The organism is Bacillus sp. ISL-34 (genome assembly GCF_018613325.1).
Lineage (GTDB): Bacteria > Bacillota > Bacilli > Bacillales > DSM-1321 > Peribacillus.
In genome coordinates this window covers 12,938-30,785 of the sequence record NZ_JAGGQJ010000023.1, presented here as the reverse complement: position 1 = coordinate 30,785, position 17,848 = coordinate 12,938, and the positions used below count along the sequence as shown (strand labels likewise).

Below are 17,848 nucleotides of genomic sequence, written 5' to 3'. Positions count from 1 at the left end.
AAGGATGAACCAGCTTTATGCCGGTTCATCCTTTTTTGTGTTTCTAGGAGGATATTTTTTCTTTTATGAATGTAAGGTACTCCGATACGATATTCATGTCACTTAGTGCACTTAATGTCCGGCTGCCGACGACATCCTCGATTTCGTTGAGCATGAGGCTGCCATCCTCGGCAAATATGAAATCGATCCCGACCAGGCCAAAATCAAACGGCCTGATTACTCTTTCAACAAGGGCTGATTCAGATGCAGATAGCTCATATAGTGAAGCCGATCCGCCCAGCGTATAATTTGCCTTGAAATCTGAAGCGGATTCCCTAAGTATAGCAGCCTTCACTTTTTTACCAACTACAAATACGCGGATATCTTTACCGAATAAGCCAGGTTTTTGGACAATCCAATTTCCATCATTCAATTCGGCAAGATCATCGGCATCTTCGATTAGATATACTTGTTTCCCGCCGCGTCCACTTGTTTCTTTAGCAATGAAAGGGAAGTCCATGTCATCGGCACTTGGTTTTCCGTTGCAATATAAGGTATCGGCCATTGGAATTCCCAGCGAGGACAAATATTGATGCGTCTTTGCTTTGTCATTCGCGATTTCCGATACGAAGGAGGAGTTAAAGCAAGCAATCCCCAGTTGCTCCAGTTGCCTTGTAAAAAAAGGGTCGATGGTCCGGACGATTGCAAAGTCTGGCAATGAAATTGGATGCTTCTCATGTTCCACGTACAACTCGTTGAAACGATGACCGATCCTAAGGTCTTCCCGAAAGTGAAAGTGTAAATCAAGATCAAGCTTACTTGCTTCGTCAAGCATCCAGTCTATGTATCCTTTATTTTTCATGGCATCCTCACGGTTATAAATCAACCAGCCTGCTTGTTTTTTCATCAGGTGCACTTCCTTTTCCTAATTCTTTCAAGATATAATCGAACATGCTATCAGCGATGTTGATGCCTGTACATTCATAAATGTTCAGTAAATGCGAATTTGAATTCACTTCGCACAAAAGCGGACCTTCTTCACCGAACAACAAATCGACGCCAGCGAAGTCGGCACCCAGAATTTGCGCACATCGAATGGCAAGTTGTGCTTCTTCACTGGTGGGGAGATATGGTGCAGCCTGCCCCCCGGCAGTCATATTAGCTCGGAAGTCTTGCTCGGAATGGCGTTGCATCGCTGCTATGACTTGATTGCCGACGACATTCACACGGATATCCCGACCTTTACTGTGCTCGATGAATTCCTGGAGTATAAATGGTTTGTGGCCAAGATTACGGATTGTCTTTAATAACTCATCCTCTGTTTGGATCAAATATACTTGTTCCCCAAAAGAACCGTATGCTTCCTTAACGACAAGTGGATACCCAAGTTCATTGCCGATTTGTATAAAAGCATCCATATTGACCCTTTCAATCCCTTCGTACGTAAAAGGGGGAAATAAGGTTTTCGGCATCGGTATGCCATGCCCGGTTAATGCTTGATGTGTTTTTGCTTTGCTGTCGCAAATATCGATCGCTTTACTGCTGTTATATACGGGGATGCCGAGCAATTCCAAATGGCGCGCCAAGTGAATGTCCTTATCCATGAACAGAACAAAATCAGGCAGCTTATCGAAGGCTCCTTTAAGAAGTGGCACTCCTTTTTCGATTATGGGAATGAGATCTGAATTACGGATAAGGGTTGCCTTGATTCCTTTCCTTTCAGCCGCCTCTTTAATGAACAAAGCTAAACTGGAAAACTTATCATGCTGTAAATAGCCGTTTACGACAATCCAACAGTGGAAATCTGAAGGTTTCATGGTAAAACACTACCTTTCATCTAGGTTAATCGTTAATATATTGATAAAATAATCTTAACGCATAAGAGCGGTATAAAGAAAGAGGAGGCTCAACGATAATGGTAGCAACCATGAAAGAAATCAATCATTTTTTTGAACGGCGCCAAGTTCAATTGGGCATGAATTTTGGCCTATCACGGATGGAAGCATTGTTAACTGAATTAGGTGACCCGCACAAGGCGCTAAAGTATATTCACATTGCAGGAACTAACGGGAAAGGATCAACACTGCAATATATTAAAGAAATCCTACTTGCCCAAGGGATTTCTGTCGCTTCCTTCACTTCACCTTATTTAATACGGATGAATGAACAGCTGAAGATAAATGAGGATGAAATCAGTGATAAGGACTTTATCGCTGTCTTCCGGGAGCTTTGGCCGATCATCCAAGAGATGGACAGTAAAGGGAATGGTCCCACTCAGTTCGAAATTTTGACTGCGTTGGCATTTTCTTATTTTAGCAAAAAGGAAGTGGATTTGGTTTTGATGGAAACCGGTTTGGGAGGCAGGCTCGATACAACGAATGTCATCCAGCCGTTTCTTTCGATCATTACCTCGATTTCTTTGGAACATACGAGTATCCTGGGTAACACACTTGGGGAAATTGCTTTTGAGAAGGCAGGCATCATTAAGAGCGGGGCGCCGATCATCAGCGGAGTCACAGCCGGGGAATCAGCAAAAGTGATTGAAGAAAAAGCAGCATCATTAGGCGTACCTTATTACCAATTAGGTAAAGACTTTCATATAGGCAAAATAAAGCAAAGTGAACGAGGGCAAAGTTTCTCATTATCCTTTGCCGACAGGTCCATCGAAAATGTGGAAATGCGAATGTTAGGCCGTCATCAAATGGAGAATGCGGCACTGGCCATTGCTGCTGTCACATTAGGAATGGAAAATATCGATGAAAAAAGCATCCTTAAAGGAATAGGCGAAGCGAAATGGGATGGCCGCTTTGAAAAAATATCGGATGAGCCGTTGGTGATCATCGATGGTGCACATAATCCTGCCGGCATCGACGTGCTGAAGGAAACGCTAAAAGTGCATTACCCCGACTATAAGTACCGATTTGTATTCAGTTCATTTAAAGATAAAAATTATTCCGAGATGCTTCATGGGCTGGAAACGGAAGCGTTGGAAATCATCATTACCGAATTCGACCATGAACGGGCGGCGGATGCGAAAACGCTTTATGAAAAATGCAGTCATCCAAATAAAAGTATAAACAAGGATTGGCAGGCGGCGATAACGGAAGGCAGAAGGAAAACAGGGGAAAAAGAGATTCTTGTCATCACAGGGTCGCTGCATTTCCTTTCACTTGTGAGGGAGTTCCTGATCAGAGGAAATGCCTAAAGGGATCTGACTTAGGTGGACTAATTATTTTTCCCGAATGTCAATGAATGAGGCACTTTATCATGGAAACCAAAGCCTAAGAACCAACGGTAAGCAATACTTGAGCGTCCTATCACTGAATACATATCTTGTATCCTCATCACCTCAAGTTTTAATAATTCCATTTTTTAATAATAAAGACTTAAAGCAAAAGGGTTCTATTTATAAATTAAAACAAAGTTGATTGGAGCGGGTGTACGAGACTCCTGCGGGAAAAGCGAGTCCAGGGAAGACCCCGCAGGCGCAAAGGCGCCGAGGAGGCTCCCGGACCGCCCGCGGAAAGCGAGTGACTGGAGTGGAAATCAACGTTCAAATTGCACAAACCCCTAAAAGACTGTAGACAAACTCGATTTTCATAGAGTTTGTCTACAGTATGAGAGAAGGACCTTTTCAAAGGTCCTTTTCTCTTGTTAACAGAGCCGCTTGAAAAGAAAAAAATCTAATAGAGTGATTGATAACAAATCACCAAGTATATTTGTTAAAATATGTTTATATATTGATTCTACATGACTGATGAATGGTAGGATCTACTTAATGAAATGACGGGAGGAATGAATAATCATGAAGAACCCCAGTGATTATTACATAGCGGAAGGGACTTTTTTATTAGGGTTTCATAGAAAGGCAATCGAATCCTCATGCACTTTGTATAAATGATGTGTATCCATATCTACCTCTTCGTCTTCGGCTTAATTTTAGGCTCATTCTTTAACGTTGTCGGTTTAAGTGTTCCAGCTAGTCACTCCTTTGTGAATCGTCGCTCCGCCTGCCCTTCTTGCGGGCGCACATTGACATTCCTCGAGTTGATACCGGTTATTTCTTATATGTTGCAAGACGGAAAATGCCGGGGCTGTAAAGCAAGGATTTCCCCCCTTTATCCGATAGTGGAAATACTCACCGGTGTTTTGTTTGCCTCTGCTCCCATAGTCCTTGGCTGGTCGAGCGAACTCTTGGTTGGCTGGACATTGATTTCATTATTTATGATCATCTTCGTGACTGATGTCGCCTATATGCTCATACCTGATAAAATACTGCTTTTCTTTACGGTGATTTTTATCGTTCTAAGAGTTCTATTTCCGCTGTCGCCCTGGTGGGATTCAATTGTCGGGGCCGCGGTTGGCTTTAGCCTGCTGTTATTGATCGCTGTCGTGAGTCAGGGTGGCATGGGTGGCGGTGATATCAAGCTATTTGCAGTGATTGGCTTTGTACTGGGAATGAAGATGGTGCTGTTATCGTTTCTTTTTGCGTGCTTTTATGGGGCATTCCTTGGCATCATTGGGCTAATGACCGGAATCCTAAAAAAGAAAACACTTATTCCTTTCGGACCGTATATCGTTTTTGGGACATTGACTGCTTATTTTTGGGGCGATTCCCTTTTACATTGGTATGTAACTTTTTTAAGATGAGCTTAAAGGACCATCCTGATCCAAGAGGAATTTGTCAAAAATCACCGGACAATAGCGCAGTGGGGAACTATCCCCAATTGGCTGCAAGTGAAGATGACATGAAAGGGTAAGGTATGTAATTGGTGAGTGGCGATATTGAATGGTTCATGGACCAGAAGTACCAGTACCTGGAAGTCTATTTTCGTTACCCCTATATGAATAGGGAAATTTGACGAAACCTATTAATGACAAGACGACAAAAGTCTTGTTATTTTTTTTTACCTCTATGTTAGGATGAAAAAAATGATCTGGAGGGGAGGAAAAAAATTGGGCAAGCCGGAACAAAGCAAGGGTGTAACGATTAAAATAAATGGGGAAGAAAAGGTATTTGCCGATAAAAAGATTGAAAGTCAAGAGGCGGCGAGTAAGGAGCAGGAACAGGAACACACAGATGAGAGTTTCGAATGGATACTCCCTGAGGATTCAAACGAAAACAAAATCGTATTGGTTCCCTCACCTCCAAAGAAGAAAATGCCGAAGCTCATCGGTTTTGGTACCAGTTCGCTGAAAAGTTCTGATAAAAGACCGATCAAGACATTCATGATCGCTGTCATTTGTGCTGTTTTTTTTGGGTCGATTCTTGGCTTGATCGCCGTTAAAACGATTACAAAGGAAAAAGCCGAAGTATCTTCGGTCGAGACCTCGGTTCCAACGGAAGCCACTGTTGAGGATAAAAAAGCGGCAGTGACAGAACCAGGGAACCAGCTGAAGACATTCCTTGTACAGGGAGGAGTGTTCAGCAGCGAGGATGCGGCAAGGCAAATACAAAAGAAAATCATTGAAAAGCAGGTTCCTGCTGAAATTTTCAAATTGGAAGACAGCTATTATCTATTCTTGGGATCGGCAGAGAGCCTGGCTGCAAGTAAGGAGCTGGCTTTGTTCTTAAAGTCCTATGATGTGGACGTATATTGGAAGGAAATCAATTTTGAAGCGGCTGGGACAAGCAAGGAAGGTGAGAAAACCCTCGACAAGATGAAGGCAGTATATGCTTCGTTGGCAGAAATATCCGCAACCAAGCTTCGTGGAAAGGAAGGGACGGTAAACAAAGAAACCCTGAAAAAAAACATGAATGAACTGAAGGCGGGGAAATTATCGCCGGAGTTTTCGAATATGAACGATGATCTGACTGCTGCCGCAAAGTCGATTGACGAATATGAGACTTCCAAGAACGAAGAAAAGCTATTCCATGCTCAAGAAAGTCTTCTTGATTTTTTATTGAATTTCCAAAACATATGAGTTAAGTAAAGAAAAAAGGGGGGCTGCCGAATGGGAGAAGCTCCCCAATATAAAACCCTCTGTGACACCTTTTTTATTTTCCGGGAAATACTTATAGGCATTTGTCGATTCCTAGTAAACAATAATTGTGGATTGCACCATAATTTGATAGGATAGATATGTATCTCCCTATGTAAAGAAAGGTGACTTTTATTATGCAGCCATTGATTTTAGCTTCTTCATCACCACGTCGTAAAGAACTTCTACAATTTCTTCAAATCCCCTTTGAAAGCATGAATTCCAATGTCGATGAAAGTATTGATGAAAACATGTTTCCCGATGCAGCGGTGAAAGAACTTGCCACCCGTAAAGCGGAAGCCATCGCAGCAAAATTTCAGGAAAGCTGGGTAATCGGCTCGGATACCGTTGTAGTCCTTGATGGTGAGATATTGGGTAAGCCGACAAGCCGGGCGGATGGAAAAAGAATGCTGGAAATGTTATCAGGACGGACACATGAAGTGTACACAGGGGTCGCCATCCTATTCGGCAAGCATCGCAGAGTATTCGCAGAAAAAACGGAAGTGACATTTTGGGAGCTGCCAGAAGCTGAAATCGAACGTTATCTGGATAGCGGGGAACCTTTTGACAAAGCTGGCGGCTATGGGATTCAAGGATACGGATCTCTTCTTGTCGAACAAATCAAAGGGGACTATTTCTCAGTCGTCGGGCTTCCGGTCTCAAGACTGGCCCGGGAACTAAAAGCGATGCAGGAAGACTTAGGATGATCTGATTTCCTCTGGCACCTTCCCTTTTCTAAGGAAGGATTGATTTTTTGAGCGGAAAAATGTTAATACGAGATTACCCGAAAGAAGAGAGGCCGCGCGAAAGGTTTCTGCAGGACGGACCGCAAAGTCTCTCCAATCAAGATTTGCTTGCTTTGCTATTGAGGACGGGATCAAGGGAAGAATCCGTCCTGCAGCTATCCGGCAGGCTCATCAATTCCTTCAAGGGCCTGCGCCTGCTAAAAGAAGCCTCAGTGGAAGAACTGACCGTGATCAAGGGGATTGGTGAAGCAAAAGCGATTCAAATCCTGGCCTCTGTCGAACTTGGCAGAAGAATTAACAATTTGAATGATCAAGACCGTTATGTGATCCGATCTCCAGAAGATGGAGCCAATTATTGCATGGAAGAAATGCGGTTTTTGTCACAGGAACATTTCGTCTGTCTCTATTTAAATACGAAAAATCAAGTGCTTCAAAAAACTACGGTATTCATCGGCAGCCTCAATGCCTCGATCGTGCATCCGCGTGAGGTTTTTAAAGAAGCTTTCAAAAGGTCCGCAGCCTCTATCATCTGTCTTCATAACCACCCCTCCGGAGACCCCTCTCCCAGCAGAGAAGATATTGAAGTGACGAAAAGATTAGTCGAATGTGGTAAAATAATCGGGATTGAAGTATTGGACCATATCATCATCGGGGAGCATAAATATGTTAGTTTGAAGGAAAAAGGTTATTTATGACACTATCAAAATTTTTGACGATACGATATAATGTTGTTTATGATTTTTAAAAGAGGAAACTTTTTCAAAACTCTTATTGTCAAAAATACGACAAATTATTACTTGAACTTATAAAAAGGCATTTTTGTTTACGAAAGGGAGATACCATAATGTTTGGAATTGGCGCTAGAGATATAGGGATTGATTTAGGGACGGCGAATACGCTTGTCTATGTGAAAGGAAAAGGCATTGCAGTACGTGAACCATCGGTTGTAGCTGTGCAAACAGATACAAAGCAAATCGTTGCAGTCGGAAACGATGCGAAAAACATGATCGGCCGTACACCTGGTAACGTGGTTGCCCTTCGCCCGATGAAGGATGGAGTAATTGCCGATTATGAAACGACGGCTACGATGATGAAGTACTATATGAAGGAAGCTCAAAAGAAGGGCGTATTCGGCAACAAGCCATATGTCATGATTTGTGTGCCTTCAGGAATTACGGCAGTTGAGCAGCGTGCAGTAATCGATGCAGCCAGACAAGCTGGAGCCCGTGACGCATATCCTATCGAAGAACCGTTTGCAGCAGCAATCGGTGCGGACCTTCCTGTTTGGGAGCCTACAGGCAGCATGGTCGTTGATATCGGCGGAGGAACGACGGAAGTGGCAATCATTTCCCTTGGCGGGATCGTTACAAGCCAATCGATCCGTATCGCCGGTGACGAAATGGACGATGCCATTATCGTTTACATCCGTAAGAACTACAATTTGATGATCGGTGAACGTACTGCCGAAGCGATCAAAATGGAAATTGGTTCTGCTGGAGACACGGAAGGCGTGGAAAACATGGAAATTCGCGGCCGTGACCTATTGACTGGATTACCGAAAACGATCGAAATTACAGCTGAGGAAATATCCAAAGCATTAAGTGACACAGTTTCTGCAATTGTGGATTCCGTGAAAAACACGTTAGAGAAAACACCACCTGAATTAGCCGCTGACATCATGGACAGAGGCATTGTTCTGACAGGCGGGGGCGCTTTGCTGCGCAATTTGGATAAAGTCATCAGTGAAGAAACGCAAATGCCGGTGATCATCGCTGAAAATCCGCTGGATTGTGTTGCAATCGGAACGGGAAAAGCGCTGGACCACATTCATTTATTCAAGACTAAATCAAGAGATTCGCGATAAGCATTACTTCTCAAATAGGGCCGGCTCAACAAAAGGTGCAATTTTGAGCCGGTTTTCTTATGTTTTGCTGTTTAATTAAATCCATAGTGTATTTTTAAGAAATTTTAGATAGAGGTGTAATCACCATGCCACAGTTTTTTAATAAAAAGCTCCTTCTCTTGCTCGTTAGTATTATCGTTCTCGTGGCATTGATCGGTTTTTCATTAAGGGAGAGAGAAGAGTTGACTTGGCCGGAGCAATTCCTGAAAGATACGACAGGCTGGGTCGGAAATGTGTTTAATAAGCCAGTATCGGGTATAACAGGTTTTGTAGGGGGCTTAAAAGACCTTCAACATACATACGATGAAAACAAAAAATTGAAAGCCCGCTTGGATGAATATGTATTATTGAAAACCCAAGTCCAAGATTTAAAGGAAGAAAATGAAGAACTTCGCGATAGCCTCAAAAAAGAAGATGACCTGCGGAAGTATTCGCCCACTCAGGCTACGGTCATTGGACGTAATCCCGACCGCTGGCATGAAATGCTGACGATTAATAAAGGGAAGCGTAATGGGGTGGAAAAAAACATGGCTGTCATCACGTCCAATGGGTTAGTCGGTAAGGTGAAATCAGCGACGGATTTCACGGCCTCGGTTCAACTTCTAAGTTCGATCGATAAAGCCAATCGTGTCTCAGCGATCGTTCAAGGTGATGATAAAGCATATGGCTTGATTGAAGGATTCGATGATAAGAAGAACCTTTTGCTGATGAAACGGATTCCATATGATAAAAAGATCAAGAAAAATTCATTGGTCATCACATCCGGTTATGGAGGGATCTTTCCGAAAGGTCTGCTGATCGGGAAAGTTGTCGATGTCAAAGTGGATCAATATGGATTGAACCAGACCGCATATATTGAACCTTCGACGGATTTTTATGATATTAATAATGTTATGGTCGTTCAGCGCGAAGTGGACGGTGTACCGAAAGAAAGTGAAGGGGAGGATGAAGCTGAGTGAGATATTTCATCCTTTCTTTCATAGCCTTGGTTTTTTTTGTTTTTGAAAGCATCTTCGCCCAGATGTTCGCTGGAGATGCATTCGGGTCCGATAAAATCCTCGTGCCCCATTTCATGATGATTTTCGTTTTTTTCCTGACCATGTTCGGGTCCAGGAAAATGGGTATGCTTTATGGGGCGATTCTTGGGTTGACTTATGATGTCGTATATACGGAAATCCTTGGGACTTACATGTTCCTGCTCCCTTTTCTTGCCTATCTGATATCGAAATGCATGAAAATCCTGCAAAATAATATATTGATTGCCTGCCTTACTTCGCTTTTATTCACGGCAGTTTTAGAGGTTGTCATCTTTCAGATGAATATCATCCTATCTTTTGCAGATATGGGATTTGGTGAATTTGCGGAACGGAGATTGATTCCGACATTATTATTGAATCTCGCATTCATTATCATCAGCTGCTACCCTTTAAAGAGAATGATTGAAAAGCTTGATTTGCAAGTAGAAACGGAATAACGTTCCTGTGTCTTAAGAAGCAGGCGGGAAATGTATTTTCTCTTTTCCGTGTACGTAGAAAAAGGAAATTTGTTTTCCTATGTCGAATTATATTTCATTGAGGTGAAACTAACGTCATGAATAAAAGAATTCAGCAAAATGTCATGATTAAGGGAACAAAAGACGGGTTTATGCTTCATCTCGATGATTCTTGCTCATTTTCCGAATTAGTGAAAGAGTTAGAAGTGAAGCTTTCGGCGAACTATCAGTTTCAAGAAAATGACCCGTCCATTTCCGTAAAAGTACATACAGGGAACCGCTATCTTGATGAACAACAAGAAGAAAAGATTAAAGAGGTCATCCATAAAAAGAAGAAGCTTTTCGTAGATGAGATGATTTCGAATGTCCTGACGAAGGATGAAGCGAAACGATGGAAAGATGAAAACCAAGTGACGACCGTGACCAAGGTGATAAGGTCGGGACAGGTTTTTGAAGTTCCCGGAGACTTACTGCTAATAGGGGATGTCAATCCCGACGGAACGGTTCGTGCGGGTGGCAACATATATATCATGGGACAGCTAAAGGGAATAGCCCATGCCGGTTATAAAGGGAATAATGAGGCCATAATAGCTGCCTCTGTCATGAAGCCTGCCCAGCTGCGCATTGCCGGACAAGTGAATTTATCTCCTGATCAATACACGAAATGGGGACATGACTTGGAATGTGCCTTCATGGATGAAGAAGAAAATATCATTATAGAAAAACTGCAAGTCTTAAAGAAATATAGACCTAATTTAAATAGATTAGAAGGGGGTCTCTAATCGTGGGAGAGGCAATAGTTATAACATCCGGTAAGGGTGGTGTAGGGAAAACGACCACCTCCGCCAATTTAGGAACATCTTTAGCTCTTCTAGGCAAAAAGGTTTGCTTGATTGATACGGATATTGGTCTTCGGAATTTGGATGTGATCATGGGATTGGAAAATCGCATCATCTATGATTTGGTCGATGTGGTCGAAGGGCGCTGTAAGATACACCAGGCGCTCATTAAGGATAAACATTTCGAGGATTTGCTTTATTTGCTTCCAGCTCCACAAAATAGTGATAAAACAGTGGTGAATGAAGAGCAGATGAGGAAACTCATCAGCGATATGAAGCCTGACTATGATTATGTCATCATTGATTGCCCTGCAGGCATTGAACAGGGGTTCAGGAATGCCATAGCTGGGGCAGACAAGGCAATCATCGTTACGACTGCAGAGAGACCGGCTGTAAGGGATGCAGACCGTATTATTGGCTTGCTTGAAAAAGAAGAGCATATTGAACCGCCTCGATTGATCATCAACCGGATACGCGGCCATTTGCTACATGAGGATGAAGAAATGGATATCGATGGAGTTGCCGATTTTCTTAAGATTGATTTGATCGGCGTCATTCCTGATGATGACCAGGTCATTGTGGCAGCGAATAAAAAGGAACCCATTGCCTATAATCCGGACAATAGAGTTTCGATTGCCTATCGGAACATTGCCAGAAGGATCCTTGGTGAATCTGTGCCCTTGACTCCAATTGGCAGTGAACCAAAGGGCTTCATGTTCAAATTGAAAAAATTCTTTAGTGTGCGGTAAATCTGTATTACTTTGTCAAGAAGCGGGGAGCATTTGATGCCCTCGCTTTTTTTTATGCTTTTTGTAAAATAAAAAAGGCAAGCCATATACTGGCTTGCCTGATCTATATGCTAAAAATGCCGCGGGTTATCCGCGTCTTCCGCCTCTGCCGCCGCGTTTTGATTCGGTGCTGCGTTTAAGAGTCGATAAATTTTCTTCACTAGTCTTTAAAAAGCGAACCATTTTATCTTCGAAATTTTCCTTTGGTTGGAAGTTACCTTTTGAACGAAAATCTTTAGAACGGCTATCCCCTTGGCGTGGTGGGCGTTTGGTATAAGAAGAGGTTTGCCCTTCGGGTCTATCTATAGCCTTTTTGATGGACAAGGCAGTTTTTCCGTCTTTCTCACTAATCACTTTTACTTCAATTTGGTCGCCTACTTTAAGATGGTCATTTACGTCTTTTACATAGCTATCTGCTACTTCACTGATATGCACAAGACCTGTTGAGCCTCCTGGTAATTCTACGAATGCTCCAAAATTAGTGATACCTGTTACTTTACCTTGTACTTTGCTGCCTATTTCGATTGACATAAAAAAATGTTCCCCCTCAATAATGTTAAAACCACTTTATTATAACAAATTCAGGGGAACAATATCAATCTCAATTATTCGATTTTCTGAAAAGATGCCCGAACCACCTTGGAAATTCGGTGAATATTTCATTGGGAAAAATTTTTCAGGGAAGTGCAGAATAGTCTGGACAAGTTGCTCATACGTTGTAATATAGCGCTTTGACATGAGCAGGGGGGGAATCTGGAATGGATGATCGCAGGAAAGATATCCGCAATCGTATCGCCAAAAGACGCAAGTTTAATGATAAACCGGCAGGAAGCAGTAGTTGGACGGAGATCAACAATGAGGAACCATATGGGATTGATTCATATAACGGGTATTCCGAGAAAGATCATCCGCTCTTCAAGAAAGAATATTTTTTCTTTAAAATCCTTGCCAGTGTATGTCTGTTCCTGATTGTCGCGGTGATGTTCAAACACCCTTCTGTGCGGCTCGATCCTGCCAGAAGTTTTGTCACGGAGAACATGAACAAGGAATTTCAGTTCGCTTCAATCTCCAATTGGTACGAAAGTGCATTTGGTAAACCGATCGCTTTTTTACCGAATGAAGCCGATACGGAAACTGTTGATTCGAATGAAGAATATGCAATGCCAGCTTCTGCGAAGATTACCCAAAACTTCGAGACGAACGGTGAGGGAATCATATTGGAAACGAGCAAAGGCTCAAAGGTCGAGGCCGTTAACGAAGGGGTAGTCATTTTTGCCGGTGAAAAGGAGGGGATCGGAAAGACGGTCGTCATTCAGCATGCCAATAAAAGTGAATCCTGGTATGGGCAGCTGGAAGGAATTGATGTGAAATTGTATGAGTTCGTTAAAAAGGGCAATGAAGTCGGACAGGTTACACTAAGTGAAGATGGATCCAAGGGCAGATTTTATTTAGCGATAAAAGAAAATGATGCTTTCGTCGATCCTAAAAAGGTGATTTCCTTTGAGTGAATATGGGAAGTTACTGTTTAAAATCAGGGTGCACCCGACTTTGTGGTTTGTCATTGGCATCGCCATCCTCACAGCCCATTTCGTTGAAGTGATGATGCTGTTGCTCATCGTCTTCATACATGAGATGGGGCATGCCGTCTGTGCCCAGCACTTCAAATGGCGGATAAAGTCAATCCAGCTGCTTCCTTTTGGCGGGGCTGTCGAGACTGAGGAATATGGAAATAAGAGTTTGAAGGAGGATTTGGCGGTGGTGCTTGCCGGTCCGCTTCAACATGTTTGGCTCATTGGTGCAGCTTTTTTGCTCTATTTCTTTACTATTATCCCATATGAGCTGTATCAGCCCTTTTTGTATATGAATCTTATGCTGCTGATTTTTAATCTGCTGCCAATTTGGCCCTTGGACGGGGGACGGCTGCTATTCATCGGTGTTTCCCTATACTGCACCTTTCTGGAAGCGCAGAAACATACACTTCACTTTTCTGCAGTATTCGCTGTCCTGGCTTTTTTGACCTGGCTCATTCTGGATCCGCTCAATTTGAACATCTGGCTTATCATCTTTTTCATAAGCCTCTCACTCATCATGGAATGGCGGCAGAGGTATTATGCGTTCATTCGCTTTCTTTTGCAGCGCCATTACGGGCATACGAATGATTTGGCGAAACTGAAGCCGATCTCGGTTGATTCACAAGAACCAATTTATAAAGTGCTGGAAATGTTTCAACGCGGTTGTAAACACCCCGTGATCATCATGAAAAACGGGAAAGAGAGCGGCTCGTTGGATGAAACGGAAATCCTTCATGCCTATTTTTCAGAGAAAATGACAAACGGGAAAATCGGCGACCTATTATATTCTTATTAAATATGTTATCCTTTCTTCAAATTGAGGAGAGGATTTTTTTTGATGAAAAAAATGATCGCGAACCTAGCTTCACGCGAAAAAAGAGTGGCTGTACTTGAGAATGGTGTTTTACGTAAACTTGAAATCATGCCGCCTCAAAAGCGCAGTACGGTCGGTAACATTTATCTTGGGAAGGTGACGAAGGTGTTACCGGGCATGGATGCCGTCTTCATTGATTATGGTGCAGAGAAGAATGGTTTTTTACACCGTGACGAGATTCCCTCTTTCCAGCTGAAAGAAAAAAGTGATGGGAAAGCATCGATCGGTCAATTTGTCCGTCAAGGGGAAAAGCTGCTAGTTCAGGTGACGCGGGATGAAACGGGCACCAAAGGAGCAAAATTGACTGGGCTGATCGAGTTTTCAACAGATTCCCTCGTATACATACATGGAATAGATTATGTTGGTGTTTCAAAGAAATTCAAAAACGATGATCTTCATAAGCAGTGGCGGGAAACGGCCTTGCAGTATAAAAATCCTGATGAGGGATTGATTGTCCGCACCTCGATGGAGAGCGAAAGTGAATCGGTCTTCCTTGACAGGTTAACTGAATTACGGGAGCTCTATAAAGGGCTTGAACTTAAGGCTGCGTCCCTCAAGGCCCCGTCCCTTCTCTATGAGAGGGACACATACCTTGACATGATCATTTCCGAAATGTCGGGAACGGCGACCGGGGAACTTGCCATCGATGATTTCGAGGCCTATCGGGAGTTGAAAAAGTGGATACAGGAAAACCGTAAGGAGTGGGAAATATCCCATGTATCGGGTCCGAAGAATATTTTTTCCGAATGGAATGTGGAAGCGCAAGTTGAGAAAATGGCCAAGAAAATCGTTTGGCTTGAGAATGGCGGATATTTAATTTTTGAAGAAACGGAAGCTTTCACCGTAATCGATGTCAATTCAGGTAAGTTCACCGGCAAGGTGGCGAAGGAAGCAACATTGTTTGCGGTTAATCAGGCTGCAGCGAAAGAGGTTGCCCGTCAACTGAGATTGAGGAATATAAGCGGAATCATCTTGGTGGATTTCATCAATATGGACCAGTCCCGGCATGAGAAGGAGATCATCGAAATCGTCAAAAAGGAAGCGGTGAGGGATGAGAAGCGAATCCAGGTCATCGGTTTTACGGAACTGGGCATTTTACAAATGACGAGAAAGCGAACCTCCCCGTCTTTAAGTGAAATGACGACGGTGCCTTGCCCCGTGTGCAGCGGAAGCGGTAAAATCGAGAGCCCTGAAACGGTGGCCTTCCGGTTGGAACGTGAACTGCTGGAACACAGGAAGACGGATGATGAAGCGGTCTGGGTGGAGGTCAGTAAAGCGGTGGCAGACGTGCTGCTTGGTGAAAAGGAATCATATCGGCCGACACTGGAGGAATTGATCGCTAAAAGGTTATTCCTATCTTTTATCCCAGGTTCGAGGAATGCCTACTCCATCAAGCGCTTCGGGAGCATTCAGGAAATCGGGCGGGCTTTCGAGTGAAGGGCGGGAATTCGTATAAATATATTGACAGCCTTTCCTGTTTCATGTTAGGATTTTAATGTTATGTTTGTAGCACCCGTGCTACAACCGCTCAACAACAGGTTTTAAGCTTTTGCCTTTCTGGTAAAACGCCTGTGATTGGCGAGTCTGAGACATTTAAGGAGGTGCAAGTATGTACGCAATTATCGAAACTGGCGGTAAACAAATTAAAGTAGCAGCTGGCGAAGCGGTTTACATTGAAAAATTAAACGCAGAAGCAGGCGAAACTGTTACATTTGACAAAGTTTTATTCGTAGGTGGCGAAGACGTGAAAGTCGGTGCTCCACTAGTTGAAGGCGCTACTGTAACAGGTACTGTCGAAAAACAAGGTAAGCAAAAGAAAATCACTGTTTTCAAATACAAAGCGAAGAAAAACAATCGTAAAAAACAAGGTCATCGTCAACCATACACTAAAGTTGTTATCGAAGCAATCAACGCGTAAGGGCTGATTCTAGATGATTAAAGTTGTATTTGATGCTCCGCAGGAACGGATTGCTTCGTTCACCTTAAGCGGACATGCTAATTTTGCTAAAAAAGGTTCTGATATCGTTTGTGCAGGTGTATCGGCTGTTTCCTTCGGGGCAGTCAATGCGATCATGTCCTTAACGGACGTAGAGCCTGAGATTGAGCAAGGGAGAGAAGGCGGCTATCTTCGCTGCGTCATTCCGGGGAATCTTTCGCCGGAATCGGAAGAGAAGGTTCAGCTGCTTTTGAACGGCATGCTCATATCGCTGCAAACCATCGAACGTGATTATGGTAAATACATGAAAATTATCCTCAACCAATAGGAGGTGGAACAAATGTTAAGATTAAATCTTCAGTTCTTCGCTTCGAAAAAAGGAGTAGGTTCTACAAAGAACGGACGTGACTCAATCTCTAAGCGTCTTGGCGCTAAACGTGCAGATGGTCAATTCGTATCTGGTGGTTCTATCCTTTACCGTCAACGCGGAACAAAAATCTATCCTGGTGAGAACGTAGGCCGTGGTGGAGACGATACTCTATACGCTAAAGTAGACGGTGTTGTTAAATTCGAACGTTTCGGACGTGACCGTAAAAAAGTAAGCGTATATCCAGTTGCACAAGAAGCATAATTGGCATCTTTGAACAGAGGCTGACTCAAAAGGGTCTGATTCCTTCTACAAGACACTATATACCGCGTCATTTTTAATAATGGTATGCAATATAGTGATGAAGGGGTCCGGCCCTTTATTTATACTATAGGAAATGAACCAGCATTTTGCAGGAGACTTTAGTCATTAGTATAAGGAAAACAACCTCTGACTTACAAAAGGCTCGCCAATCGGCGGGCTTTCTTAAACTTTCAGGGGGGAAATCCAAGATTACTCATCCATCCGATTTGGTTTAAACCAAATAGACACTCCAATTCAACTGTAATATCTCCAATTGGTGCATAAATAAGGCCCATTCTCTTTTTTAGTTCAAATGGCTCTACCATCGTCCAAAGAACTCAGGGTGTGCGGCTGTATTTTTTGGACGGGGGCTTTCATGTGAAGGCATGTGAATCGAGCTTCATTTCCTGTTTGTTGTTTTTTTGATATACTGTACAAATGGAAGTATTCAACATGATAGAGCTGAAAAAAAGTTTCTTTATCATAATTGAAGGTGTTAATAATGGATAAAAATTGGACGACTATTGAAACTCTGCGTCAAACCAGGCATGACTGGCTGAATAAAATTCAAATCATCAAAGGGAATCTGGAGTTGAACAGAATCGATCGTGTCAAGGGCATCATTGATGAAATCATTGTTGAAACCCAGAATGAAGCACGCCTCTCCAGTTTGAATTTACCTAAGTTCACCGAGATGTTGTTGACGTCGAATTGGAATAATGGATCATTTTATTGCGAATATGAAATCATTGATGTTTTTGAAGGCTCAACTGAAATGGACGGGCTGATGTATCGCTGGACAAACGATTTCTTTAAAGTCCTCGATAAGAATCTGGACCCGTTTTTTGAAAATATACTGGCTGTTTCCATGTGTAAAAAAGAAGTGAGCGATATGCACTGTTCATTTCATATGCAAGGCAGGTTCATTGATCAATCCCCAGTGATCGAGTTTTTGGAAAGTTCATTAACGGCAGAGCAATCAATTCAAATTCTTGAATGTAATGAGGATGAAATATTTTTTAAGATGGATATTAACTTTTAGAGAAGTATACAGCAAGAAATGACTTG

At 42.8% G+C, this 17,848-nt stretch carries 20 protein-coding genes and 1 other annotated feature; of the genes, 17 read left to right on the top strand and 3 right to left on the bottom strand.

Annotated features, from left to right (window positions below):
• Positions 1-43: 43 nt before the first annotated feature.
• Together J7E52_RS15675 and J7E52_RS15670 are read right to left on the bottom strand one after the other, a co-directional pair.
• The gene (locus tag J7E52_RS15675; RefSeq protein WP_214748281.1) at positions 44-886 is read right to left on the bottom strand and encodes an ATP-grasp domain-containing protein; all 843 of its coding nucleotides are present in this window, start codon (positions 884-886) and stop codon (positions 44-46) included.
• Complete coding sequence (locus J7E52_RS15670; RefSeq protein WP_214748278.1) at positions 855-1,796, bottom strand: ATP-grasp domain-containing protein; 942 nt, start codon at positions 1,794-1,796, stop codon at positions 855-857. Before J7E52_RS15670 ends, J7E52_RS15675 begins: the two co-directional genes overlap by 32 nt.
• A gap of 98 nt (positions 1,797-1,894) precedes the next feature.
• Between J7E52_RS15670 and J7E52_RS15665 the strand changes: the two genes are divergently transcribed.
• From J7E52_RS15665 to minD, 10 genes are all read left to right on the top strand, one after another.
• Positions 1,895-3,184, top strand: coding sequence for a bifunctional folylpolyglutamate synthase/dihydrofolate synthase (locus tag J7E52_RS15665; protein WP_214748274.1), 1,290 nt, complete (start codon positions 1,895-1,897; stop codon positions 3,182-3,184).
• A 692-nt stretch (positions 3,185-3,876) separates the two neighbouring features.
• Positions 3,877-4,629: a prepilin peptidase gene (locus J7E52_RS15660; RefSeq protein ID WP_214748271.1), complete on the top strand. Its 753-nt coding sequence runs from the start codon at positions 3,877-3,879 to the stop codon at positions 4,627-4,629.
• Between the two features lie 306 nt (positions 4,630-4,935).
• The gene (locus tag J7E52_RS15655) at positions 4,936-5,904 is read left to right on the top strand and encodes a hypothetical protein (RefSeq protein ID WP_214748268.1); all 969 of its coding nucleotides are present in this window, start codon (positions 4,936-4,938) and stop codon (positions 5,902-5,904) included.
• Positions 5,905-6,098: 194 nt separating this feature from the next.
• On the top strand, positions 6,099-6,668 hold the full coding sequence (locus tag J7E52_RS15650; protein WP_214748265.1) for a Maf family protein: 570 nt from the start codon (positions 6,099-6,101) through the stop codon (positions 6,666-6,668).
• Positions 6,669-6,727: 59 nt separating this feature from the next.
• On the top strand, positions 6,728-7,402 hold the full coding sequence (gene radC, locus J7E52_RS15645; protein ID WP_286197829.1) for a RadC family protein: 675 nt from the start codon (positions 6,728-6,730) through the stop codon (positions 7,400-7,402).
• 149 nt (positions 7,403-7,551) lie between these two features.
• Positions 7,552-8,571, top strand: a complete 1,020-nt coding sequence (locus J7E52_RS15640; RefSeq protein ID WP_034308871.1) for a rod shape-determining protein — start codon at positions 7,552-7,554, stop codon at positions 8,569-8,571.
• Between the two features lie 125 nt (positions 8,572-8,696).
• Positions 8,697-9,569 carry a rod shape-determining protein MreC gene (gene mreC, locus J7E52_RS15635; protein ID WP_214748259.1) on the top strand — a complete coding sequence of 291 codons (873 nt, stop codon included), beginning with the start codon at positions 8,697-8,699 and terminating at the stop codon, positions 9,567-9,569.
• A complete protein-coding gene (mreD, locus tag J7E52_RS15630; protein ID WP_214748256.1) occupies positions 9,566-10,084 on the top strand; it encodes a rod shape-determining protein MreD in 519 nt (172 codons plus the stop codon). The genes mreC and mreD overlap by 4 nt, the downstream gene beginning before the upstream one ends.
• Before the next feature lie 116 nt (positions 10,085-10,200).
• Positions 10,201-10,884, top strand: coding sequence for a septum site-determining protein MinC (gene minC, locus J7E52_RS15625; RefSeq protein WP_214748253.1), 684 nt, complete (start codon positions 10,201-10,203; stop codon positions 10,882-10,884).
• Positions 10,885-10,886: 2 nt separating this feature from the next.
• Positions 10,887-11,690, top strand: coding sequence for a septum site-determining protein MinD (minD, locus tag J7E52_RS15620; RefSeq protein WP_214748250.1), 804 nt, complete (start codon positions 10,887-10,889; stop codon positions 11,688-11,690).
• 126 nt (positions 11,691-11,816) lie between these two features.
• Here the strand turns inward: minD and J7E52_RS15615 are convergent, their stop codons facing one another.
• On the bottom strand, positions 11,817-12,260 hold the full coding sequence (locus J7E52_RS15615) for a S1 domain-containing RNA-binding protein (protein WP_034308861.1): 444 nt from the start codon (positions 12,258-12,260) through the stop codon (positions 11,817-11,819).
• Positions 12,261-12,487: 227 nt separating this feature from the next.
• On the opposite strand from J7E52_RS15615, the gene J7E52_RS15610 reads away from it, so the two are divergent.
• The 7 genes from J7E52_RS15610 to J7E52_RS15580 all read left to right on the top strand — a co-directional run bounded on the left by J7E52_RS15610 (position 12,488) and on the right by J7E52_RS15580 (position 17,822).
• Positions 12,488-13,237, top strand: a complete 750-nt coding sequence (locus J7E52_RS15610) for a M23 family metallopeptidase (protein ID WP_214748247.1) — start codon at positions 12,488-12,490, stop codon at positions 13,235-13,237.
• A complete protein-coding gene (locus tag J7E52_RS15605) occupies positions 13,230-14,096 on the top strand; it encodes a M50 family metallopeptidase (protein WP_214748244.1) in 867 nt (288 codons plus the stop codon). Before J7E52_RS15610 ends, J7E52_RS15605 begins: the two co-directional genes overlap by 8 nt.
• 42 nt (positions 14,097-14,138) lie before the next feature.
• Entirely contained in the window at positions 14,139-15,611 is a 1,473-nt protein-coding gene (locus J7E52_RS15600) for an Rne/Rng family ribonuclease (RefSeq protein WP_286197828.1), read from the top strand.
• 75 nt (positions 15,612-15,686) lie between these two features.
• Positions 15,687-15,770 (top strand) — a sequence feature (ribosomal protein L21 leader region).
• Positions 15,771-15,783: 13 nt separating this feature from the next.
• Positions 15,784-16,092 (top strand): 50S ribosomal protein L21, encoded by a 309-nt coding sequence (gene rplU / locus J7E52_RS15595; RefSeq protein WP_034308849.1) that lies wholly within the window; start codon positions 15,784-15,786, stop codon positions 16,090-16,092.
• A gap of 13 nt (positions 16,093-16,105) precedes the next feature.
• Entirely contained in the window at positions 16,106-16,438 is a 333-nt protein-coding gene (locus J7E52_RS15590) for a ribosomal-processing cysteine protease Prp (protein ID WP_101222784.1), read from the top strand.
• A 12-nt stretch (positions 16,439-16,450) separates the two neighbouring features.
• Positions 16,451-16,741 carry a 50S ribosomal protein L27 gene (rpmA, locus tag J7E52_RS15585; protein ID WP_061143474.1) on the top strand — a complete coding sequence of 97 codons (291 nt, stop codon included), beginning with the start codon at positions 16,451-16,453 and terminating at the stop codon, positions 16,739-16,741.
• Between the two features lie 541 nt (positions 16,742-17,282).
• A complete protein-coding gene (locus J7E52_RS15580) occupies positions 17,283-17,822 on the top strand; it encodes a Spo0B domain-containing protein (RefSeq protein WP_214748238.1) in 540 nt (179 codons plus the stop codon).
• The last annotated feature ends 26 nt before the right edge of the window (positions 17,823-17,848 follow it).